This is a genomic window from uncultured Arenimonas sp. (assembly GCF_963976025.1).
In the GTDB taxonomy this organism is placed as follows: Bacteria; Pseudomonadota; Gammaproteobacteria; order Xanthomonadales; family Xanthomonadaceae; genus Arenimonas.
This window is the reverse complement of the sequence record NZ_CAXBJS010000184.1, coordinates 1-5142: the sequence shown is the minus strand read 5'-3', so window position 1 is coordinate 5142 and position 5142 is coordinate 1. Positions and strand designations below refer to the sequence as shown.

General features: G+C 68.2%; 3 protein-coding genes. All 3 read left to right on the top strand.

The window, feature by feature from the left end:
* The first annotated feature begins 139 nt into the window (after nucleotides 1-139).
* The gene (locus AACZ35_RS12205; protein ID WP_339829702.1) at nucleotides 140-1186 is read left to right on the top strand and encodes a diguanylate cyclase; all 1047 of its coding nucleotides are present in this window, start codon (nucleotides 140-142) and stop codon (nucleotides 1184-1186) included.
* A 71-nt stretch (nucleotides 1187-1257) separates the two neighbouring features.
* Nucleotides 1258-2937 carry a Zn-dependent hydrolase gene (locus AACZ35_RS12200; protein ID WP_339829700.1) on the top strand — a complete coding sequence of 560 codons (1680 nt, stop codon included), beginning with the start codon at nucleotides 1258-1260 and terminating at the stop codon, nucleotides 2935-2937.
* A 63-nt stretch (nucleotides 2938-3000) separates the two neighbouring features.
* The coding region (locus tag AACZ35_RS12195; protein ID WP_339829698.1) for a hypothetical protein at nucleotides 3001-5142 on the top strand (2142 nt) is incomplete at its 3' end.

Here is a 5142-nt window from a genome sequence, read left to right as displayed (position 1 = left end):
CCGGCCCGCACGGCTCGAAGTTCAAGCCCAACAACGGGCACCGCTACATGCACAGGAAAATCCCGCGCTGAACCCGCCCGCCGGGCGGCCCCCGCCGCCCGGCGCGCCAGGCCATGACCAGATGTGGTGAGATGCGTCCATGGCATCCCGCCCGAAGCAACTTCCCCGGCTCACCTACCCCTTCCGCGTGCTTGGCATGGGCTTGGCCGCGTTGCCGATCGGCGTGGTGCTGCATGACCTGCAGGCAGGCTGGCCCGCCTGGACCTGGCTGGCGCTTACCTGCGGACTTTGGCCGCACCTGGCGTTCCTGTTGGCGCGCCACAGTGCCGACCCTTATGCCGCCGAGTCGCGCAATTTCCTGATCGACTCGGTCTTCGCCGGCAGCTGGGTGCCGATGATGCACTTCAATCTTCTCCCCACAGCCGTGCTGGTGACCGTGGTCACGGCCGACAAGGTCAACTCGGGCATCCCCGGCCTATGGCTGCGCGCCCTGCCGGCCATGCTGCTGGCGACGCTGGTGGTGGGAATGGCCACCGGCTTTGAAGTGGACCTGACCAGCCGCACGGCCGTCATCCTGGCCTGCCTGCCGATCATGGCCATCCATACCCTGGCGGTGAGTGCCAACATCTACCGCCTGATGCGCCGCGTGCAGGCCCAGAACAAGCAGCTCGAGGAAATGAACCGCCGCGACGGCCTCACCGGCGTCGACAGCCGCAGCCACTGGGAAGACCAGGCCCGCCGCCTGCTGCAGCGCCACCACGGCGTAGGCACGCCCGCCAGCCTGCTGCTGCTGGACATCGACCACTTCAAGTCCATCAACGACCGGCACGGCCACGGCGTTGGCGACGACGTGCTGCGGGCGCTGGCCCAGCGCATGCGCGACGCCCTGCCCGCCGACGGCATTCGCGGCCGCCTGGGCGGCGACGAATTCGTCGTGGCGCTGGCACTGCCTCCCGAGCAGGCGCTGGTCCATGCCGAACACCTGCGCGCCGCCGTGCAATCCCTCGAGTTCCCGGACCAGCCGGGGCTGGAAATCTCGATCAGCGTCGGCCTGGCCGCGCCGCCTCCGGGCGGCAACCTGCGCGCCTGGCTCGAGGCCGCCGACGCCGCGCTCTATCGCGCCAAACACGGCGGCCGCAACCGCACCGAACAGCTGCAGACGCGAGCACCCCGCGTCACCCCCTGACAGACGGCAGGGCACCCGCCGCGCGGGTTTGCACTACGATGGGCCCCTTCCCGCCGCCCTCGGAGCCCGCCATGAAACGTCGCCTGCCCCTGCTTGCCGCCGCCACCGCCCTGGCCCTGGGACTGGCCGCCTGCCAGCCCGCGAATGATGCCCCCGCCCCCGCGGCCGGCGAACCGGCCACTGAAGCCAGCAGCGCCGATTCCGGCATCGCCGCCAAGGTCGCCGCTTACGCCGAAGTGCCGCTGACGGCCGACCTATCCCACCTGTCCGACGGCGACCGCGAAGCCATCCGGCTGCTGCTCCAGGCCGGCAAGATCATGGACGGGCTGTTCTGGGAACAGGTTTACGGCGACAAGGACCTGCTGCTGGCCGGCATCGACGACAAGGCCACGCGCCGCTTCGTCGAAATCAACTACGGCCCCTGGGACCGGCTGGACGGCGACGCGCCCTTCATCGAAGGCGTCGGCCCGCGCCCGCCCGGCGCGCAGTTCTACCCGCAGGACATGGGCAAGGAAGAATTCGAAGCCGCCGACCTTCCCGGCAAGGACGGCCTGTACACCCTGGTCCGCCGCAATGAAGCCGGCGAGCTGATCGTGGTTCCCTACCACGTGGAATGGGCCGAAGAACTGGGCCAGGTCGCCGACCTGTTGCGCCAAGCCGCCGAAGTCGCCAGCGACGAAGGTTTCCGCACCTACCTGCGCCTGCGCGCCGACGCCCTGGTGTCGGGCGACTACCAGCCCAGCGACATGGCCTGGATGGACATGAAGACCAGCCCGATCGACGTGGTAATCGGCCCCATCGAGAGCTACCAGGATGCCCTTTACGGCACCAAGACCGCCTTCGAGGCCTTCGTGCTGGTGCGCGACATCGAATGGAGCGAGCGCCTGGCGAAGTTCGCCGCGCACCTGCCGGCGCTGCAGCGTGGCCTGCCGGTGGACGAGGCCTACAAGGCCGAGATGCCCGGCACCGACGCCGACCTGAACGCCTACGACGCCATCTTCTACGGCGGCGACGCCAACTCCGGCGCCAAGACCATCGCCATCAACCTGCCCAACGATGAAGAAGTGCAGCTGGCCAAGGGTTCGCGCCGCCTGCAGCTGAAAAACGCCATGCGCGCGAAGTTCGACCAGATCCTGGTGCCGATCAGCGACGAACTGATCGCCGACGACCAGAAGGCCAACATCACCTTCGACGCCTTCTTCGAGAACGTGATGTTCCACGAAGTCGCGCACGGCCTGGGCATCAAGAACACGCTCGACGGCGAGGGCACGGTGCGCGAGGCGCTGACCGACCTCACCAGTGCCTACGAAGAGGGCAAAGCCGACATCCTGGGCCTTTACATGATCGGCGCGCTGGGCGACATGGGCGAGCTGGACAAGCAAAAGCGCATGGACAACTACGTCACCTTCCTGGCGGGCATCTTCCGCTCGGTGCGGTTTGGCGCTTCCAGCGCGCACGGCAAGGCCAACATGGTCGCCTTCAACTGGCTGCAGCGCGAAGGTGCATTCAACCGCGACCCGGACACCGGCCACTATCGCGTCGATTACGACAAGATGGAGGCGGCGGTTGATTCGCTGTCGGCGAAGATCCTCACCCTGCAGGGCGACGGCGATTACGAAGGCGCGAAGGCCCTGCTCGATGAAATGGGCGTCATCGGCCCCGACCTGCAGGCCGACCTCGACCGCGTGCAGGCCGCCGGCATCCCGGTGGACATCGTCTTCAAGCAGGGCCCCGAAGTGCTCGGACTGTAGGCCCTGCACATGGCGGGCCAGGCCACTGCACTGCGTAGATGGTGCAGAGACGGAGACCGCCAGATGCCCCGAAACGTCGCCAGGCTCTTCCTGGCCATCCTGCTGGCCTGGCCCCTTGCCGGGGCCAGCGCCGAACCGACCAGCGAAGAGCTCTGGCGCCGGCAGCCGCCGCCCTTCCAGACCCTTGCCGAAGGTCTGGTCGGCCCGCCGCGACCCGGTGCGGCGATGGAAACCCGACTGGGTTTCATACCGTGGTTCCTGCCGCCGCTGGCGGCCGACCAGCAGCGGCTGCGCGCACTGGAGCAGGCCGCCTCCCATTCGGCCCGGCGTTATGCCGGCGTGGGCCTGAGGGCACCGCGCATCACCCGCCGCGACGGGGTGTACCCGATTTATTTCGTTCGCGACCTCGGTGGTGCCGCGGCGCAATACGGGCCTGGCTACGGCGAGTTCGGTGTCACCGAGGGCCTGCGCTTCAAGGAAGACGACTGGGACCGGGTGATGATCGTCAGCGAGGCCGGAGGCTTCGGCAAGGACCTGGGCATCTACCCCGAAAAGGTCGCCGCCTCGGCCGCGCATGAACTTTTCCATGGCATCCAGGCCAGCTACGCCAACTGGACCATGCACGACAACAGTCATGCGCACGAGGAAAAGTGGGTCACCGAGGCCCTGCCCGACGCCATCGGCCTGTGGTCCATCGAGGGACTGTCGTTCATGGGCAATCCGCCCTTCGACCCGCGGCGCCGCTTTGCCAGCGGCAGCCCGCGCTTTGGCAAGGCGCTGGGCCTGCGTCCCTACGACTACCCCCTGGACCTGCGCACGCCCCCGCCACGCATGCCGATCTATCCCGCCGGAAGCTCCCCGGACGATCTGCGCCAGATGGCCTCGTACATGAGCAACTCGTTCTGGAGCTACGTCTGGCAGCACAGCATGCCCCGGGGACAGGAATGGAAGCCCGTGCGACACGCCCTGATGCTCCGCACGCCGCGGGCAGGCGCGTCGGGCGTGCGCGAGGAAAGCCTGGCCTGGACCGACCGCAGCCTGAAGGAAAACCACCCGGCCTGGACGCGCGGCCTTTACGACGCCCTGCCCGCCTTCATTCCCTGGTGGGTGGCCTACCCCGACCGGGTCATGCGCAGCCGCAAGGGTGAGTTCGCGCATGGCCGCTGGCTTGGCCATGCTTTCGTCGACGGCTGCCCGCTCTACGAGTTCGACCAGAACAACCCCACCGCCACCGTCAATGTGGCTATCCGTGAGCTGGCCGCTGCCTGCATCCGCGTGAAGTGGAACGGCGGGGTTGTCGGCGACAGTGGCTGGCCGGCGTTCGCCCTGGTTGCCACCCCGGCCGATGGCGGGGGCGAAGCGGCCCTGACCGACCTGCATCTGGGCATGCACGGCACCAACCTTGGCAAGACCGACCCGTACCTGGACCCGGCGACGGGGCGACCCACCCTGGCCTGGAGCGGACTGTCGCTGGACCCGCCCCAGCCGGCAAACACCGACGGGGAGACCGTCATCACCTTCACCAACGCCCCGCCCGACCCGCTCCGGGCCAGCCGGCGCACCTACGAGATCCATCTGGGCGTGGGCACATCCAACGCCTCGGGCGAGCTGGTCAAACCCGCCGAATCAGACAAGCCAGCGTCAAGCGTGCGTATCGCACCGAGGCGCCATGTGATCCCCGGTCAGGTCAAGGCCGTGCGCCAGGGCAGGACCCTGAGCATGGCCGTCGTGCCGGCGCCGATCGCGGGCAAGGATGACTGCATGAATGCCACGGCCAAATCAGCCGGCCAGGTGGCGTTCGGCACCGATGAAAATGTTTCGCAAGGCGGCGCGTCCCGGCTCATGGCGATCTGTTTGAAGGCCAGTGGCGATGCGACGCGCCAGGGCATGAAGCCGGCGCTACGGCCGGACGTCGAACTCATGCTCCCTGCTGTCCCCGATGGTCACACGGGTGCCGTAACCGGCGGGCGGGTCATCGCAACATGGAACGACCCGGGCCTGGGAAAACCTGGCCACCAGCACGTCGATGCCCGCACCGACGACGTCGACATCAACGTAACGCTCGCCAACGCGGCCTTCGTGCGCGGTCGTTTCGTCGCAAGGTTCGCGGCGGCGTCCAACACCGCCAACGGCGAACTGAGCGGTGACTTCCTGGTCTGGCGCGCCCCGACCGACCAGCGCATCGCCCTTGCCGACCCGCTCGAC

Bases quoted from the DNA above. Each gene is read 5' to 3' on its own strand.
- AACZ35_RS12205 (WP_339829702.1), top strand. From the start codon at position 140: ATGGCATCCCGCCCGAAGCAACTTCCCCGGCTCACCTACCCCTTCCGC.
- AACZ35_RS12200 (WP_339829700.1), top strand. From the start codon at position 1,258: ATGAAACGTCGCCTGCCCCTGCTTGCCGCCGCCACCGCCCTGGCCCTG.